This is a genomic window from Pseudomonas sp. NPDC089918 (genome assembly GCF_050280605.1).
Lineage (GTDB): Bacteria > Pseudomonadota > Gammaproteobacteria > Pseudomonadales > Pseudomonadaceae > Aquipseudomonas.
The window spans coordinates 1-14,929 of the sequence record NZ_JBNNVP010000017.1 but is presented as its reverse complement, the minus strand read 5'-3'; the positions used below and the strand labels follow the sequence as shown (position 1 = coordinate 14,929).

Annotated in this window: 11 protein-coding genes and 1 pseudogene; 5 read left to right on the top strand and 7 right to left on the bottom strand. The window is 58.8% G+C overall.

Annotated features, from left to right (window positions below):
- Positions 1–114: 114 nt before the first annotated feature.
- From ACQKPC_RS14125 to ACQKPC_RS14110, 4 genes are all read right to left on the bottom strand, one after another.
- Positions 115–1,989 (bottom strand): MFS transporter, encoded by a 1,875-nt coding sequence (locus tag ACQKPC_RS14125; protein WP_427625165.1) that lies wholly within the window; start codon positions 1,987–1,989, stop codon positions 115–117.
- A 112-nt stretch (positions 1,990–2,101) separates the two neighbouring features.
- On the bottom strand, positions 2,102–3,253 hold the full coding sequence (locus tag ACQKPC_RS14120) for a TDT family transporter (RefSeq protein WP_427625164.1): 1,152 nt from the start codon (positions 3,251–3,253) through the stop codon (positions 2,102–2,104).
- Between the two features lie 105 nt (positions 3,254–3,358).
- Positions 3,359–3,670, bottom strand: a complete 312-nt coding sequence (locus tag ACQKPC_RS14115) for a cupin (protein ID WP_427625163.1) — start codon at positions 3,668–3,670, stop codon at positions 3,359–3,361.
- 42 nt (positions 3,671–3,712) lie between these two features.
- A complete protein-coding gene (locus ACQKPC_RS14110; protein WP_427625162.1) occupies positions 3,713–4,906 on the bottom strand; it encodes an MFS transporter in 1,194 nt (397 codons plus the stop codon).
- A 91-nt stretch (positions 4,907–4,997) separates the two neighbouring features.
- Between ACQKPC_RS14110 and ACQKPC_RS14105 the strand changes: the two genes are divergently transcribed.
- Positions 4,998–5,537: a TetR/AcrR family transcriptional regulator gene (locus ACQKPC_RS14105; protein ID WP_427625161.1), complete on the top strand. Its 540-nt coding sequence runs from the start codon at positions 4,998–5,000 to the stop codon at positions 5,535–5,537.
- A 247-nt stretch (positions 5,538–5,784) separates the two neighbouring features.
- Entirely contained in the window at positions 5,785–9,255 is a 3,471-nt protein-coding gene (locus ACQKPC_RS14100; RefSeq protein ID WP_427625160.1) for a hybrid sensor histidine kinase/response regulator, read from the top strand.
- Positions 9,256–9,432: 177 nt separating this feature from the next.
- On the opposite strand, the gene rmuC is transcribed toward ACQKPC_RS14100, so the two are convergent.
- A complete protein-coding gene (gene rmuC / locus ACQKPC_RS14095; RefSeq protein WP_427625249.1) occupies positions 9,433–10,797 on the bottom strand; it encodes a DNA recombination protein RmuC in 1,365 nt (454 codons plus the stop codon).
- A 175-nt stretch (positions 10,798–10,972) separates the two neighbouring features.
- Positions 10,973–11,296: a sel1 repeat family protein gene (locus ACQKPC_RS14090; protein ID WP_427625159.1), complete on the bottom strand. Its 324-nt coding sequence runs from the start codon at positions 11,294–11,296 to the stop codon at positions 10,973–10,975.
- Positions 11,297–12,277: 981 nt separating this feature from the next.
- On the opposite strand from ACQKPC_RS14090, the gene ACQKPC_RS14085 reads away from it, so the two are divergent.
- From ACQKPC_RS14085 to ACQKPC_RS14075, 3 genes are all read left to right on the top strand, one after another.
- The gene (locus tag ACQKPC_RS14085; protein WP_007898912.1) at positions 12,278–12,502 is read left to right on the top strand and encodes a hypothetical protein; all 225 of its coding nucleotides are present in this window, start codon (positions 12,278–12,280) and stop codon (positions 12,500–12,502) included.
- 273 nt (positions 12,503–12,775) lie between these two features.
- Positions 12,776–13,258 carry a hypothetical protein gene (locus ACQKPC_RS14080; RefSeq protein WP_007898914.1) on the top strand — a complete coding sequence of 161 codons (483 nt, stop codon included), beginning with the start codon at positions 12,776–12,778 and terminating at the stop codon, positions 13,256–13,258.
- Positions 13,259–13,404: 146 nt separating this feature from the next.
- The gene (locus ACQKPC_RS14075; RefSeq protein WP_218394236.1) at positions 13,405–14,673 is read left to right on the top strand and encodes an OmpP1/FadL family transporter; all 1,269 of its coding nucleotides are present in this window, start codon (positions 13,405–13,407) and stop codon (positions 14,671–14,673) included.
- Positions 14,674–14,756: 83 nt separating this feature from the next.
- Here the strand turns inward: ACQKPC_RS14075 and ACQKPC_RS14070 are convergent.
- Positions 14,757–14,929: pseudogene (locus tag ACQKPC_RS14070) on the bottom strand (glutathione peroxidase); the annotation flags it as partial.

The following is a 14,929-nucleotide window of genomic DNA, read 5'->3' as shown; positions in this document are numbered from 1 at the left end:
CATCGCGGGCAAGCCCGGCTCCCACAGGTTCTGTGTTGTGTCACCTATTGTGGACACACCGTCAATCCCTGTGGGAGCCGGGCTTGCCCGCGATGAGGCCCTCACGATCAACGACTACCTGACGGCCCCACGCAATTCCCCCACCAACCCTTGCAGTGTCGCCGGTTCAGCCACTTCAACGGCCACCGCCGGCCCCGCCACCAATGTCACCCGCGACCACAACCGACGAAACATCCCCTTGTTCGGATCGCGACTGAAGAAACTCCCCCACAACCCCTGCAATGCCAGCGGAATCACCGGCACCGGTGTTTCTTCGAGAATCCGTGTCAGCCCGCCCTTGAATTCATTGATTTCGCCATCGGCGGTCAACTTGCCTTCAGGGAAAATGCACACCAGTTCGCCGTCCTTCAGATACCGGGCGATGCGGGTGAAGGCTTTTTCGTAGATCTGAATGTCTTCCTGACGCCCGGCAATCGGAATCGTCCCCGCCGTACGGAAGATGAAGTTCAGCACCGGCAGATTGTAGATTTTGTAATACATCACAAAGCGAATCGGCCGACGCACTGCGCCGCCAATCAGCAACGCATCGACGAACGACACATGGTTGCAAACCAGCAATGCCGCGCCTTCATCGGGAATCAGCTCCAGATTGCGATGTTCAACGCGGTACATGGAATGGCCAAGCAGCCAGATCATGAAGCGCATGCTGAACTCGGGGACGATTTTGAAGATGTAAGCATTGACGCCAATGTTCAGCAGCGACACCACCAGGAACAGCTGCGGGATCGATAGCTTGGCGATGCTCAGCAAGACGATCGACACAATCGCCGAGACCACCATGAACAGGGCGTTAAGAATGTTGTTGGCGGCGATCACCCGCGCCCGTTCGTTCTCGACAGTACGCGACTGGATCAGCGCATACAGCGGCACGATGTAGAAACCGCCGAAGATTCCGAGCCCGAGGATGTCGATCAACACCAGCCAGGCGTGACCGAACCCAAGGACTTCGATCCAGCCATGACCGGCAACGCTGTCTGGAATCGCGCCGGAATGCCACCACAGCAACAGGCCAAACACCGTCAGACCGAATGAGCCAAACGGCACCAGACCGATCTCGACTTTGCGCCCGGAGAGTTTTTCGCAGAGCATCGAACCCAGTGCGATACCGACCGAGAACACTGTAAGAATCAGCGTCACCACAGTCTCGTCGCCGTGCATCCATTCCTTGGCATACGCCGGGATCTGCGTCAGATAAATCGCCCCGACAAACCAGAACCATGAGTTGCCGACGATCGAACGCGATACTGCCGGGGTTTGCCCCAGGCCCAACTTCAAGGTAGCCCAGGACTGGCTGAAAATGTTCCAGTTCAAACGCATTTCCGGCGATGCCGCGGCAGCCCGGGGAATGCTGCGGCTGGCCAGGTAACCGAGCACGGCGATACCAATGATTGCCGTGGACACCACCGGCGCGTAGTTGCTGGCCGACATCATGATGCCGGCGCCAATGGTCCCGGCGAGAATCGCCAGGAAGGTGCCCATTTCCACCAGACCATTGCCGCCCACCAGCTCTTCTTCGCGCAAGGCCTGCGGCAGGATCGAGTACTTCACCGGCCCGAACAGCGCCGAGTGGGTGCCCATGGCAAACAGTGCCACCAGCATCAGCGACAGGTGATCGAACATGAAACCGACCGCCCCCACCGCCATGATGACGATTTCCCCGAGCTTGATCAGACGGATCAGTGCGTCCTTGGCAAACTTTTCCCCGAACTGCCCCGCCAGAGCCGAGAACAGGAAAAACGGCAAGATAAACAGCAACGCACACAGGTTGACCCAAATCGAACGGTCACCCTCGATGGTCAGCCGGTACAAAATGGCGAGGATCAACGACTGCTTGAAAATGTTGTCGTTGAAGGCCCCCAGCGACTGCGTGACAAAAAACGGCAGGAAGCGCCGAGTGCGAAGCAAGGTGAACTGCGAGGGGTGACTCATCTTCCATGTGTCCCTGATGTTGGGTAGCTGATGTTGGATAAAAAGTGGCGTGGCAATTGTTATTGGAATGTCGAACGTCGATCCAGGCCACAGATTACCCAATCTTTGCCGGTTATTTGTTTAATCCTGCAATGCACGGCGAAACAAACAACTCACCTCGCCATGCGCCCTGCACCGTGCGTTTGGCAACAATCAGCCACATCACCGCCAGCAACGCCACCAGTACACAGCCAAAGACACTGAAAAACGTCAGGTGCAACGTGCTCGCCAGGTTCAACGTCGCCAAAGAATAGACGCCCAACGGGAAAGTGAAGCCCCACCAGCCGAGGTTGAACGGAATACCGGCGCGCAAGTAACGCACAGTGATCAACAGCGCAATCAGCATCCACCAGAGCCCGAAGCCCCACAGCGTGATGCCGGCCACCAAGCCAAGCCCTGCGGCGATCTCGCCGATACCCGGCAAACCGTTGGCGGCAAAGATCGCTGGCGCGTCGGCCCCCAACAGCAACATGCCCAGCGCACCGGTGCCAATCGGCCCAAGGGCCAGCCAGCTTGAGGCGGCCATGTTTTCGTGGGGCAATTTATGCAACGCCATGCGCAGCAACAGGATAGTCAGAATGCTGAACGCCACCGGCAGGGAAAAGGCCCACAGCACGTAGCTGGTCACCAGCACCACCAGTTGTGAATGAGCATCGGCCAGATGCGGCGCCAGCAAGCCGCCGCTGGCAGCCGCCACTTCCGCCGCCACCACCGGTAACAGCCAGACTGCGGTCATCTGGTCGATGCTGTGCTCCTGACGGGTGAACATCATGTAGGGAATCAATACGCCGCAAGCCAGCGACATCGCCACGTCCAGCCACCAGAGCACTTCGGCGAGATGAATCACACCGTCACCCCAGCGCGGCAAACCGAACAGCAGAAAGCCATTGATGAGGGTCGCAAGGCCCATGGGAATGGTGCCGAAAAACATCGAAACCGTGGAGTGCCCGAAAATCCGCCGCGCCTCGTCGAAGAACATGACCCAACGCGCGGCATACATGGCCGTGAACATAACAAACAGGACAATGTTGAACAGCCACAGGCCTTCGGCAAACGCATGCAGACCGGGATTCGCCACCGGCAATTGCGCAAGCGCGAGCGCCAATACACCCGTGCCCATGGTCGCTGCGAACCAGTTGGGGGTGAATTGGCGGATGGCTTCTCGAGGGTGCTGCAAATGACTGAACGGTTTGATACCGGGTTTAACGCTATGGGTGCAGGTCATGGTGAACTCCTGTCCTCTCGTGAGGTGGAGCTCATGGTAGATCCGAATCGAATATCGATATAACGGGTAATATCTCTAACTGTTATCTGTTTTACAGATATGGCGTTAGACGCTGTCTTCGGTCTCGATCACCAAAATCCGCGCCACACCCAGCGGATGAGCCACATGCTCGGTGCCCACCGACGCATAAAAAATATCGCCGACTTCGAGTAGCGTTTCCTTCTCCTGGCCTTCTTCGCGATAACGCATCTGCACCTGCCCATCGAGCACCACGAACACTTCCTGACCGTCGTTGATATGCCATTTATAAGCCTGATCGGTCCAGTGCAAACGTGTGGTGATGCCGTTCATGTTGGCGATGTCCAGCGCCGCCCAGGCGCGGTCAGCGGTGAAGGATTTGCTGCGGATGATCTTCACGGGTCGGTCCGTCGAAATGAATGGCGGTGCCAAGGCTAACGGTCATCGAACATCGACGCCACAGACTTTGACGGACTGCTCACGCATCAACCCGACCAGCGCACCGAGCGACAGTATGATCAGCACCGCACCATAACCATCGGTGGTTGCCACGAGCCCAAAGGTCCGCGTCAGACTGCCAGCCAGTAATGAAGGCAAGCAGAACGCCAGATAACTAAGCACATAAAACGCCGACATCAGCCCCGCCCGTTCATGAGGCAAGGCCAACGGCACGATGCTTCGCAGGGCACCCAGGAAACCCGCGCCAAAACCGCCGCCCGCCACCAGAGTGCCAAAGAAAAACAACGGCAGGCTGGCGCTGTGCACTGCCAGCAGAATCAACGCAACGCCTGCAGGCAGCAGGCTCGCGCCCAACAGCAAGACTTTGTCGGCCGGCCGATTGCGCAAGGTGTAGATCATCAAGGCGCCAGTCACCGTCAAAACGGCCACCGTCGCCCCGCCAATCAGATTCGAGGTGGACCCGGTGGCAGTCCGCACCAGGGACGGCGCCAAAGAAGCGAAAAAACCACCGAGCGCCCACACCGCTAGATCTATCGGCAGCACCCGCCACAGCATCCGCCGCGCCTGAATCGGCACATGCAGGGTCGGGCGTAGCGAGGCCCAGGCACCCGGTTGTCGAGTGACGCTTTCCGGCAGGCGCCAGACATACAACGCTTGCATCACAAACAGCGCGAACAGCACCCAATAGGTCAATTGCAGCGGCAGCGGCGCAAACTCGGCCAACACACCGCAGCCCATGGCACCCAGCGCCATGCCCAGCAACGGCGCGACGCTGTTGACCATCGGCCCCTGCTGACGGTCAGTATCCAGCAGCGCCGCACTCAAAACGGCGGTGGCCATGCCCGTGGCAAAACCCTGCAGGACCCGCGCACCGATCAGCCAAGCAACGCTGTCGGCGTTGATGAACAGCAACATCGCCAGCATGTTCAGCAACACGGCGGTGAAAATCACCGGTTTGCGCCCCAGATAATCCGAGAGCGAACCAACCGTGAGCAGCGCCGCCAGCAAGCTGAGGGCGTAGACGCCGAAAATCAGGGTCAGGGTCGCTGCCGAGAACCGCAGGTGTTCTTGATACAAGTGATACAACGGTGTCGGCGCGGTGGAAGCGGCGAGAAAACTGAGTAAGGTGATCGCCAGAAACCACAGGCTGGAACGGTTTGACGTTAGACGGGACATGGGCACACTCCGCAAAAGCTAACTTTTTGCTTTTGCGGAGTGTGCTACCGGCTAACGCTTAAAGCAAATTCTTTGTGTTAAGGTCCGCCGTATGGCTATTAAAGAAGGTTTACGCCCAGGTGGCCGTAGCGCCAGGGTCCAAGAGTCGATTCACTCGGCAGTCCGCGCACTCCTCGAAGAACAGGATCGTGCCAGCGTGACGGTACCGCAAATTGCTGCACGGGCCGGGGTGACGCCGTCGACCATTTACCGGCGCTGGGGTGATCTGTCGGTGCTGCTGGCCGACGTCGCCCTCGCCCGCATGCGCCCCGACAGCGAACCGGCCAATACCGGCAACCTGCGCGGTGATGTGCGGGCCTGGGCGGAGCAGTATCTGGACGAAATGAGTTCCGAGCCCGGGCGCAACATGATGCGCGACGTGCAATCCAGCGCCACACCGGGCTATTGCGTGACGATCATTGGCGGGCAGTTGCAGACGATTCTGGATCGCTATCCCGATCAGCCGAAGCCGAGTGTCGATCGGCTGATCAATATGGTGGTGGCGCCGACGGTGTTTCGCATCTTGTTTTCAGCGCAGGCGCTGGAGGTTGAAGAGTTGCATCGGTTGATTGATATTGCGCTGAATCAGTAACCGCCATCGCGAGCAGGCTCGCTCCCACAGTTGATCTTCAGTGGACACATAAATTGTGACCGGCATAGATCCAATGTGGGAGCGAGCCTGCTCGCGATGAAGCCTGCACAGGCATCAAAGATCTGACGGCTCCCAACCTGCGACACCCCACCACGCCACGACCTTGGTCGACACTGACTAACTCAAGCGGTCATGCGAGACTGTCCTGACCGGGCGCAGTCCCGGAGGTCTTTTGTCTGGAGTTCCCATGTCGCTGTCCATCGGGCTGATCGCCACCGTCGCCCTGGCCTATATGGCCATCCTGTTCGCTATCGCCTTTTACGGTGACCGGCGCAGCACACCGTTGCCGCCACGGATGCGTGCCTGGGTGTACAGCCTGTCGCTGGCCGTTTATTGCACCAGCTGGACATTCTTTGGTGCCGTGGGCCAGGCGGCCGAGCAACTCTGGTCATTCCTGCCGATCTATCTCGGGCCGATCCTGCTGCTGGTGTGCGCGCCGTGGGTCCTGCAAAAAATGGTGATGATCAGCAAACAGGAGAACATCACCTCCATCGCCGACTTCATCGCCGCCCGCTACGGCAAATCCCAGTCGCTGGCGGTGGTGGTGGCGCTGATCTGTCTGGTCGGCGTGCTGCCGTACATCGCCTTGCAGCTCAAGGGCATCGTGCTGGGCGTGAACCTGCTGATCGGCGCCGGTGCTGACGCCATGGGCACGCGCGCGCAAGACACGGCGCTGATCGTCTCCTTGGTGCTTGCACTGTTCACCATCGTTTTTGGTACCCGCAACCTCGACGCCACAGAACACCACCGCGGCATGGTGCTGGCGATTGCTTTTGAGTCGCTGGTCAAGCTGTTCGCTTTTCTCGCGGTCGGCGCGTTCGTGACCTACGGCCTGTACGACGGTTTCGACGACCTGTTCGACCAGGCCATGCTCGCCCCGCGCCTCGAGGCGTACTGGAAAGAAACCATCAACTGGCCGTCCATGGTGGTGCAAACCGGCGTGGCGATGATGGCGATCATCTGCCTGCCCCGGCAGTTCCATGTAACCGTGGTGGAAAACATCGACCCCCAGGATCTGCGCTTGGCCAAGTGGGTGTTCCCGGCCTATCTGGCGCTGGCGGCGCTGTTTGTCGTGCCGATCGCACTGGCCGGTCAGATGATGCTGCCCAGTTCGGTACTGCCGGACTCATTCGTCATCAGCCTGCCTCTGGCCGAATCTCACCCTGCCTTGGCGATGCTGGCGTTTATCGGCGGTGCTTCGGCGGCGACCGGTATGGTGATCGTGGCCAGCGTGGCGCTGTCGACCATGCTCTCCAACGACATGCTGCTGCCGTGGTTGCTGCGGCGTAACAACGCGGAGCGGCCGTTCGAAGTGTTCCGCCAGTGGATGCTTTCGGTGCGCCGGGTGAGCATCGTGGTCATTCTGCTGTTGGCCTACGTCAGTTATCGACTGCTGGGCTCCACCGCGAGCCTGGCGACCATCGGCCAGATCGCCTTCGCCGCCGTGACCCAACTGGCCCCGGCCATGCTCGGCGCGCTGTACTGGAAACAGGCTAACCGTCGTGGAGTGTTTGCCGGGCTGGCCGCCGGCACGTTCCTCTGGTTCTACACGTTGGTGTTGCCGATCGCCGCCAACAGTCTTGGCTTGCCCTTGAGCAGTTTTCCAGGCCTAGCCTGGCTGCAAGGCAACCCGTTGAACTTGCCGATCACACCGCTGACTCAAGGCGTGGTGCTGTCCCTGGCGGGCAACTTCACCTTGTTCACCTGGGTCTCGCTACTATCACGCACGCGGGTTTCGGAGCACTGGCAGGCCGGCCGCTTCATCGGCCAGGAAATCAGCGCGCGACCCAATGCCCGCTCAATGCTGGCAGTACAGATCAACGACTTGCTGCAACTGGCCGCCCGTTTTGTCGGCGAAGAACGCGCTCGTCAGAGTTTCATCCGTTTCGCCTACCGTCAGGGCAAAGGCTTCAGCCCGACCCAAAACGCGGACGGTGAATGGATCGCCCATACCGAACGCTTGCTGGCCGGTGTACTCGGCGCATCTTCGACCCGGGCAGTGGTAAAAGCCGCCATCGAAGGTCGGGAAATGCAACTCGAGGATGTCGTGCGGATCGCCGACGAAACTTCGGAGGTGCTGCAGTTCAACCGCGCCTTGCTGCAAGGCGCCATCGAGAACATCACCCAGGGCATCAGCGTGGTCGACCAGTCGTTGAAACTGGTGGCCTGGAACCGGCGCTACCTTGAGCTATTCAACTACCCCGACGGTTTGATCAGCGTGGGCCGGCCGATTGCCGACATCATTCGCTACAACGCCGAACGCGGCCTGTGCGGCCCCGGCGAAGCGCAAGTGCATGTCGCCCGCCGCTTGCACTGGATGCGTCAGGGCCGGGCCCATACCTCCGAACGGTTGTTCCCCAATGGTCGAGTGATCGAGCTGATCGGTAACCCGATGCCCGGCGGCGGTTTCGTCATGAGTTTCACCGACATCACCGCGTTCCGCGAGGCCGAACAAGCGCTGACCGAAGCGAACGAAGGCCTCGAGCAACGGGTCATCGAACGGACCCACGAACTGTCGCAACTCAACGTTGCCCTGACTGAAGCCAAGGGCACCGCCGAATCGGCGAACCAGTCGAAAACCCGTTTCCTGGCTGCCGTCAGCCATGACTTGATGCAACCGCTGAATGCTGCACGGCTGTTCTCTGCCGCCCTCTCCCACCAGGAAGAAAATTTATCCAGCGAAGCCCGCAAGCTGGTTCATCATCTGGACAGTTCGCTACGCTCGGCCGAGGACCTGATCAGCGACCTGCTGGACATTTCCCGCCTGGAAAACGGCAAGATCAACCCTGATCGCAAGCCCTTCGAGCTCAATGATTTATTCCATACGCTAGGCGCCGAGTTCAAGGCTCTGGCGCAGGAACAGGGGCTGAAATTTCGCGTCAGGGGCAGCGCGCTGCGGGTCGATAGCGACATCAAACTGCTGCGACGGATTTTGCAGAACTTCCTGACCAACGCCTTCCGCTACGCCAAAGGGCCGGTGCTGCTCGGCGTTCGGCGGCGCAACGGCGAGCTATGCCTTGAGGTCTGGGACCGTGGACCGGGTATTCCAGAAGACAAACTGCAGGTGATTTTCGAAGAATTCAAACGCCTCGACAGCCACCAGACCCGGGCCGAGAAAGGTCTGGGCCTGGGCCTGGCGATTGCCGATGGGCTGTGTCGCGTGCTGGGTCACACCTTGCGCGTGCGTTCCTGGCCGGGTCGCGGCAGTGTGTTCAGTGTCAGCGTACCGCTGGCTCGGGTACAAGCCGCGACGCCGGCCAAAGTGGCCGAACTCAATGGCCATTTGCTCAGCGGCGCGCAGGTGCTGTGTATCGATAACGAAGACAGCATCCTGATCGGCATGAACAGTTTGCTGACGCGCTGGGGTTGCCAGGTCTGGACCGCGCGCAACCGTGAGGAATGCGCGACGCTGCTCGGCGATGGGATGCGCCCGCAACTGGCGCTGGTGGATTACCACCTGGACGATGGCGAAACCGGGACCGAGTTGATGGCCTGGTTGCGCACGCAACTGGGCGAGCCGGTGCCAGGGGTGGTGATCAGTGCCGATGGACGGCCGGAGACGGTGGCCCAGGTGCATGCAGCTGGCCTGGATTACCTGGCCAAACCGGTGAAACCGGCGGCGTTGCGGGCGTTGTTGAGTCGGCATTTGCCGTTGTAGTGCGGCCCTCCAGACCACCCAAAACCTGTGGCGAGGGAGCTTGCTCCCGCTGGGCTGCGAAGCAGCCCCAAGTGCTGCCACGATGACTGTCAGGTATACCGCGCTGTCTGCTTGACGACTGCTGCGCAGCCGAACGGGAGCAAGCTCCCTCGCCACGAAGACTAGGTGGTGCCTTGCTTATTCCGGCAATTCGGCCAAGCCATCGACATCGGTCATTGCCCGCTCCAGCAGGTCCGCCGGCAAGCTCTTGCTGGCCCGCGCTCCGAGCAACTTGAGCTGTTCGCTGCGACTGACCAGGTTGCCACGGCCTTCTGTCAGCTTGTTGCGTGCGTTGCTGTAAGCCTTGTCCAGTTGCTGCAAGCGATTGCCGACTTCATCCAGATCCTGAATGAACAACACAAACTTGTCGTACAGCCAACCGGCGCGCTCGGCGATTTCCCGAGCGTTCTGGCTCTGGCGCTCCTGCTTCCACAAGCTATCGATGACCCGCAAAGTGGCCAGCAACGTGGTCGGGCTGACGATCACGATATTGCGGTCGAATGCCTCCTGAAACAGCGTCGGCTCAGCCTGCAACGCCGCAGAAAACGCCGCTTCGATCGGGACGAAAAGCAGAACGAAATCCAGGCTGTGCAAGCCGTCGAGCCGCTTGTAGTCCTTGCCGGCCAAGCCTTTGACGTGAGTGCGCAGGGACAGCACATGCTGCTTGATGGCGATCTGGCCGATGGCATCATCCTCGGCCGCCACGTATTGCTGATAGGCCGTGAGGCTGACTTTGGAATCGACCACGACCTGCTTGTCGCCGGGCAGGTAAATAATCACATCCGGCTGGAAACGCTCACCGTCCGGCCCCTTGAGATTGACCTGGGTCTGATACTCACGCCCTTTCTCCAGACCCGCGTGCTCAAGCACCCGCTCGAGAATCAGTTCGCCCCAGTTGCCTTGTGTTTTCTGTCCCTTCAAGGCGCGCGTCAGGTTAGTGGCTTCATCGCTCAGGCGCAGGTTCAGCTGTTGCAGCCGCTCCAGTTCCTTGGCCAGGGAAAAACGCTCGCGGGCTTCGGCTTGATAGCTTTCCTCAACGCGCTTTTCGAACGACTGAATGCGCTCCTTCAACGGATCGAGCAACTGCCCCAAACGCTGCTGACTGGTTTCGGCAAAACGCTGCTCACGCTCGTCGAAGATCTTGCCCGCCAGCTCGGCGAATTGCGCGCGCAGCTCGTCTCGCGAGCCTTGAAGGTCGTTGAGACGCTGCTGATGGCTTTCCTGCTGCTCACGCAGCTCGGCATTGAGAGAGGCGGCCTGCGCGTCGAGACGACGCAACTCAGCCTCTTTGCCGGCGCGTTCGATGTTCCAGGCGTGAGATGCGTCGCGGGCGTCGTCGCGTTCGATCTGCAGCAGTTCTACTTCACGGCGCACGGCGGCCAGATCCGCTTGTTTGGCGGCATTGGCCTGGCTCAGGTCAGCGATTTCATCACGGCAAGTATCAAGCTGAGCATTCAAGCCATCCTGCGTCTGTTGGGCGATGGCAAGGCGCTCTTCCAGCAGCGCCAGCTCGGCCTGCCCCGCACTCGCCCGACGCTGAAGTTGCCATGCCAGTACCAGTAACGGCAACCCAGCACCAGCCAGCCCCAGCAATGCGCTGGTCAAGTCCATCGCCATAGCCACTCCTGCCGATTCGATAAAGCGTGAAGGTTAACCAAGGCGTCAGGTCTTGGACAGCTCAGTCTTCGCTCAGGCCCAGTTCCTGTTGCGCACGTCGGTCGCCCGCACGCGCGGCCTGACGCAGGAGCTCCTGGCCAATGCGGCGATCCCGAGCGTTACCGCACTCGCGGCACATTAGCTGGCCGAGACGGCTTTGCGCGGCCACGACGCCTTCAAGGGCAGGCTGCTTAAGCAAGCGTCCGGCGAAGTGTTTGATGTTGGAGTTTTCGCCCAGGCGCGGGCTGTCGAGTAGCCACTCGGCCACGCGCATCGAAAAGCGCTTAGGTGGGGTAACACTGGGAGAGGTGGAAGCAGCAGAGACTGATACTGAGCGAAACTTCATAAAGCACTGTAGGGCAGATCGGAAGGCGCGCCACTCTACTCTTTTTTTCATACAGGTAAAGTCGAAAAAAGCCTGCACGCCCGTCCTAGAGCAAGCGCTTGGGACAATCCACAGAAGCTGTGGATAACTCAGTGGACAACCGCCTTTGAACTCGCGCAAAGCCGTGTGGCGCGGGGCTCGCAGTCAAACTGACGATTTTTTCACCAGTAAAAAAAAGCGATGTTTTTCATTGACTTAAATTTTCATTACAGGCACCCACTCCCGTTGAGGCGAGGATGACAGTGGGATGACAGTTCGCGCAATTTATGTGCACAAGTACCTGTGAGGCGGTTATATCGATGCGCTTTTTCGGCGCGTTTTTCGGCAGCGTCTGGGGATAAACCCGAGCAACCCGTGCCGCCGGTCGATCCTGACTCGCTCGTTCGCTCGGATCAACGGTCGGGTTCTGGGCTATTGCGGGGCACTGGCCTGCTCTTTGACAGCTCAATCGAGACTTGCCGACAGGCACTTCAGCGCTTTTTTACAAACAGACTTCCCTTCTGCAGTTCAATCCGTTAGTATCCGCGGCGTTAGTACCAAGCTGAAAGTCAATTCTGGTCGAACAAATCCCCCGGTCAGCCTTCCCTAAGAGAAGCCTCCACCGACAAAACGGGATCGACCACCTCGATGGTTTCCAGGTAAATCTTGCGCCAACGCAGCCTTTGAATCGAAAGCAAAGGGTGTTGCCAAGCTCACTTACTCTGACCGAACCAGCCTGCAAATTGATCAGGATCTTCACCCCGGGCCCAGAACCTTTGCCCTTGATGTGTTGCCTGCCCTCCTAAGTACCTACCTGCCAGCCCAAGCGCGCCAATTTATCAGCGCTTCAAACTGGCTGCTTTGTTCCAGTCGGGTTCTTCGTTCGACCAATGGTGGTCGTCGTCACTGGAACGTTTTAACTTTGCACGGTTCTTATCCGTGTCGCTTGTAGGAACACCAATTATGTCCACTCAAATCCACACTCAGGATGCCATTCGCACCCTAACCAACGCTTTTGCTCCAATGAACTGCCTGATTATGGCCGCTCGCAAAGGCTGCTTCAGCTTCACTCTGGTCAACGAACACGGCATCGCTCGTCACAGCGAACGCCTGTACCCTGATCAATACTCCAGCGCAGAACCGCTGCAGGCTGTGATCGAGCGTACTCGCCAGGCACTGGTTGCCTGAGACGCCAGAAAAGCTGAAAACCTAAAAAGCCCTGCTCAAAAGCGGGGCTTTTTATTGCCCGATATTTCTCATTTCGCGACCTGCGGCTAAGCACCAACCGATATAACGGTTATAACTCGAAGCCGGAAATATTTTAAAAACAGTCCTTTACAGCGAAATAATGACACTACACTTCAACTCAAGCGGCTTGATCCGCTTGCGGCGAGCCTGAATCGTTCCACTGCTGCCAATGCCCTTCAGGTATCGCCGACCACTTCCTGTTTCGAGGGCTTTATGGGAATCGCTGCCAGCGAACTGTGTCGTTATGTGATCCGTCCGACGTTGATCTACCTCGGACGCCATAGCGCAACTGCCGAATCCCTGCTGCTGGGCATCGCCGCCAGTCAGTCAGCCCTTGGTTCAGCCCTGCATGACCGCCGTGGACACGGCCTGTACCGAATCACCGAACCCCGCCACCAGGCCCTTTGGGATCACTATCTGGCCCTGGACCCGGATCGGGCAAGCCTGGTCCGCGGCCTTGCCAGCCAGCATGCTTTTCTCAGCGGGCCGCATCTGGAATTGACCGTCAACCTGCGTTACGCCACCGCCATTGCCTGGCTGCTGGTAGAAGAACAGAACACTCCCCTCCCCGCCTCCGATGACTTGTTGGGAATGGCCCGAATCTGGCGCCAGACTTTCCAGCCCCAAGGTCGTCTGCGAGATTTCACCTACGCGTGGCAAACCTGTGTTTCATCGTTGAATCAGGTCGCCTGCTAAGCCACCCATTTCCGAAAATCGTACAACAGGTAGCGATTTTGGTCGGATTGTCCTACAAAACCGCTCTAACTCAAGCGTTACAGGCTATAGCGCCCAGACGAAAATCTTGGTAATTTCCGCCCCGGTGATCACCAGGAATTCTAATAATGAAAAAAGTAATGCTCAAAACCACCATTAGCCTCGCCGTTGCCATGGCATCCACCCAACTCTTCGCAAGTGGCTTCGCACTCAACGAACAAAGCATCAGCGGGATGGGGACAGGTTTTGCCGGGCGATCTTCATCTGCCGACGACGCATCTACGGTTTTTGGTAACCCTGCCGGCATGTCTCGCCTCAAGCGCGAACAAGTGACCGGTGGTGTTGCATTTATCGACGCACACGCTGATATCAGTGATGCGAGCTCCAGTCCGAACAGTGGCACCAACAAAGGTGACATGGTCCCTTTCATGGGCGTGCCCATGGGCTACTACGTAAAGCCAATCGATGACCAGTGGGCATTCGGTTTCGGCGTCTACGCTCCATTCGGCCTGGTGACCGACTACGAGAACGGCTTCGCCGGCAAATACTTCGGCAGCAAGAGCGAAGTCAAAATCGTGACTCTCCAGCCAACCGTCAGCTACGCCTTCAACGACAAGGTGTCGATCGGTTTTGGCCCGACCATCAACCACATTGCCGGCACCCTGGAATCGAACCTGTCGATCACTCAGGCCGCACCGGACGGCAAGGTCAAGATCAAGGGTGACGACACCGCGCTGGGCTACAACATCGGCGTGCTGGTTCAAGCCACCGACAGCACGCGCGTCGGCCTGACCTACCACTCGAAAGTGAAGTACAAGCTCGAAGGCGACACCAAGGTCAATTACAACCTCCTCCGTGCCGTTGGTCAGAACCCGAACCAGAAGTACGATGCGTCTCTGGATATCACCACGCCTGAGTCGGTCGACTTCTCGGTCACTCATCAACTGGATGACCAGTGGACGCTCTACGCAGGTAGCACCTGGACTCGCTGGAGCCGCCTGAAAGAAATCACCGTCGAAAACAAAGGCGTTCCGGCCCTCCTCAATGGCCAGTTCGGTACCATCACCGAAGAACAGAACTGGCACGACACCTGGGCGCACGCCATCGGCGCTTCGTACCAGTTGAACAAACAATGGGTCCTGCGTACCGGCCTGTCCGTTGACCAGGCACCGACCAATAACGAAAACCGTTCCCCGCGCATTCCGACTGGCGATCGCAAGATTTTCAGCCTGGGCGCCGGCTGGAGCCCGACCGACGACCTGACCATCGACGTGGCGTACTCGTACCTGCGCGAAGAGTCGGTCAAGGTCAACAACAGCAACGGCCGTCAGAACTACAGCGCAGAGTATGAAAACTATGCGAACGGTTTCGGTGTTGGCGCAACATACCGTTTCTGATGATTCACGGCGACTCCCTCACCGCCTGAATTGAAAAAGCCCCGCGCTCTTGTACAGAGGCGGGGCTTTTTAGTGCGCGTCGATCAGGGTTTCGATGCGAGGGCTTTCTCCACCGCCTCGATGAACTCGGGATTATCCGGCTTGGTCAGGCTGGAGAAATTGGCGATCACCTTGCCCTGGCGATCGACCACGTACTTGTAGAAATTCCACTTCGGCGAACTGCTTTGTTCAGCGAGAACCTTGAACAAATGCGTTG

What these genes read in the sequence shown, in the direction of transcription:
- ACQKPC_RS14120 (WP_427625164.1), bottom strand. Translation starts at nt 3,253, where the DNA reads ATGACCTGCACCCATAGCGTTAAACCCGGTATCAAACCGTTCAGTCAT.
- ACQKPC_RS14110 (WP_427625162.1), bottom strand. Translation starts at nt 4,906, where the DNA reads ATGTCCCGTCTAACGTCAAACCGTTCCAGCCTGTGGTTTCTGGCGATC.
- ACQKPC_RS14105 (WP_427625161.1), top strand. Translation starts at nt 4,998, where the DNA reads ATGGCTATTAAAGAAGGTTTACGCCCAGGTGGCCGTAGCGCCAGGGTC.
- ACQKPC_RS14080 (WP_007898914.1), top strand. Translation starts at nt 12,776, where the DNA reads ATGGGAATCGCTGCCAGCGAACTGTGTCGTTATGTGATCCGTCCGACG.
- ACQKPC_RS14085 (WP_007898912.1), top strand. Translation starts at nt 12,278, where the DNA reads ATGTCCACTCAAATCCACACTCAGGATGCCATTCGCACCCTAACCAAC.
- ACQKPC_RS14125 (WP_427625165.1), bottom strand. Translation starts at nt 1,989, where the DNA reads ATGAGTCACCCCTCGCAGTTCACCTTGCTTCGCACTCGGCGCTTCCTG.
- ACQKPC_RS14090 (WP_427625159.1), bottom strand. Translation starts at nt 11,296, where the DNA reads ATGAAGTTTCGCTCAGTATCAGTCTCTGCTGCTTCCACCTCTCCCAGT.
- ACQKPC_RS14100 (WP_427625160.1), top strand. Translation starts at nt 5,785, where the DNA reads ATGTCGCTGTCCATCGGGCTGATCGCCACCGTCGCCCTGGCCTATATG.
- ACQKPC_RS14075 (WP_218394236.1), top strand. Translation starts at nt 13,405, where the DNA reads ATGAAAAAAGTAATGCTCAAAACCACCATTAGCCTCGCCGTTGCCATG.